Origin of the sequence: Nocardia sp. NPDC060220 (genome assembly GCF_042727815.1) — a bacterium.
Taxonomy (GTDB): Bacteria; Actinomycetota; Actinomycetes; order Mycobacteriales; family Mycobacteriaceae; genus Nocardia.
Genome location: NZ_JBHWZY010001219.1, coordinates 1 through 1561, shown reverse-complemented (window position 1 = coordinate 1561; position 1561 = coordinate 1). Strand labels below are relative to the sequence as shown.

2 protein-coding genes are annotated in these 1561 nt (G+C 66.6%); both read left to right on the top strand.

What is annotated here, in order from left to right; translation table 11 throughout:
- The coding region (gene ligD / locus ACFWF3_RS35460) for a non-homologous end-joining DNA ligase (RefSeq protein WP_379318500.1) at positions 1-1237 on the top strand (1237 nt) is incomplete at its 5' end.
- Between the two features lie 77 nt (positions 1238-1314).
- Entirely contained in the window at positions 1315-1485 is a 171-nt protein-coding gene (locus ACFWF3_RS35455; RefSeq protein ID WP_379318498.1) for an antitoxin, read from the top strand.
- Positions 1486-1561 lie beyond the last annotated feature (76 nt).

Genomic DNA, 1561 nt, shown 5'->3' with positions numbered 1-1561 from the left:
GCACTGGGACGTGCGGCTCGAGCACGACGGCGTCCTCGCCTCCTGGGCGGTGCCCAAAGGTCCGCCGACCGAGCCGAAACACAATCGGCTGGCGGTGCGCACCGAGGATCATCCCCTCGAATACCTGCACTTCCACGGCACCATTCCCCAGGGCGAATATGGTGCGGGGGAGATGACGATCTGGGATTCGGGCACCTACGTCACCGAGAAATGGCGCTCCGACGAGGTGATCGTCGAGCTCGACGGAGAGCGGGTGTCCGGCCGCTACGCCCTCATCCAGACCAAGGGCGACCAGTGGCTGATGCACTACATGCGCGACCAGACCCGTCGAGAGCCCGTGGTGGACACCGGTTTCCCGCGCGGACTGTCGCCCATGCTGGCCACCGCGGGCGAAATCGAATCGCTGACCCCCGTGGACTGGGGCTTCGAAACCAAGTGGGACGGTTTCCGGGTGATCGTCGAGATCCACGACGGCACCGTCACCGTCCGCAGCCGCGCCGGCAACACGGTGACCGCCCGCTATCCGCGCCTGGCCGCCCTCGGCGAGGAGCTGGCCGGGCATCAGGTGGTCCTGGACGGCGAAGCGGTGGTTCTCGACGACGCCGGGCTCTCGGATATCTCGGCGTTGCAAGCAGATTCGGCCCGGGCGGTGTTCATCGCCTTCGACGTGCTCTACCTCGACGGCACCTCGCTGCTGCGGAAGAAGTACACCGACCGCCGGGCGGTGCTCGAGGCGCTGGGCAGATTGTCGCCGTCGATGAATGTCACCGCGCTGCTGGAGGGTTCGGGCGCCGAGGCGATGAAGGCCAGTCGCGCGCAGGGGCAGGAAGGGGTGGTGGCCAAGCGGCTGGAATCGGTGTATCAGCCGGGCAAACGCAGCCAGACCTGGCTCAAACAGCGCAACTGGCGCTCGCGCGAAGTGGTGGTCGGCGGGTGGCGGCGCAGCGACAAACGGCCGTTCAAGTCGCTGCTGCTCGGCATGCCGCACGAAGACGGCCTCATCTACGTCGGGCGGGTGGGTACCGGATTCGGAGACGAACAGTCGCGTCGGATCGCGGCCGAGCTCGACGGACTGCGGCGCAAGACGTCCCCGTTCACCAACGAGATGACCGCCGACGAATGCCACGACGCGCAATGGGTTACCCCGAAGCTCACCGGCACCGTCCGCTTCCAGGCGTGGACCGATACCGGACGGCTCTGGCATCCCGTATGGGACGGTGTGACGAGCTCGCCATGATGATGCCCACCGTGAAAGCTGCGATGTTGCTACGGTAATCGCGTTGGACCCGGTATCGAATCAACGAGGAGTGCGCGGTGGATTTCAAGAACCTGGCGGGCAAGGCGATGGACCTGGCTGCCCAGCATGCGGACAAGGTCGACGGCGTGATCGACAAGGCGGGTGACGTGGTCGACGAGAAGACCGGCGGCAAGTTCAGCGGCCAGGTCGACTCCGCACAGGACGCAGCCAAGAACGCCATCCGCTGAATTTCTTGGCGGCTGGCGCCGCGGGGTTTTCGGCCCTGTGGGCCTCGAATCCGAGGGGCGATACCGCGCCTTCGGC